Below are 231 nucleotides of genomic sequence, written 5' to 3' on the forward strand. Positions count from 1 at the left end.
AATATACCATCCCTCCATCCTCCCCCTCCCATCTGCTCCCCCAAACCTCATCTCTTCCTACTTCATCTTCTTCCCCTCCATTCCATTCCACAACACACCCCCTACACTTCCATTCCATAATACCCATCCCATATAACCATCCACTGCAATAAAACAAAACACCACAAAAAATACAACCCACACCACCAACCCTACCATAATATCTTTCAACCCAATCACCCTCGCTGATCA

The 231-nt window shown here is 45.9% G+C and carries 1 protein-coding gene; it reads right to left on the reverse strand.

Annotation, left to right across the window (positions count from 1 at the left end):
* On the reverse strand, positions 1 to 231 hold a 231-nt coding region (locus FS628_RS32420), incomplete at both ends, for a hypothetical protein (RefSeq protein ID WP_222125360.1).

The organism is Paenibacillus xylanexedens (genome assembly GCF_007676705.1).
GTDB classification, from domain to species: domain Bacteria; phylum Bacillota; class Bacilli; order Paenibacillales; family Paenibacillaceae; genus Paenibacillus; species Paenibacillus xylanexedens_C.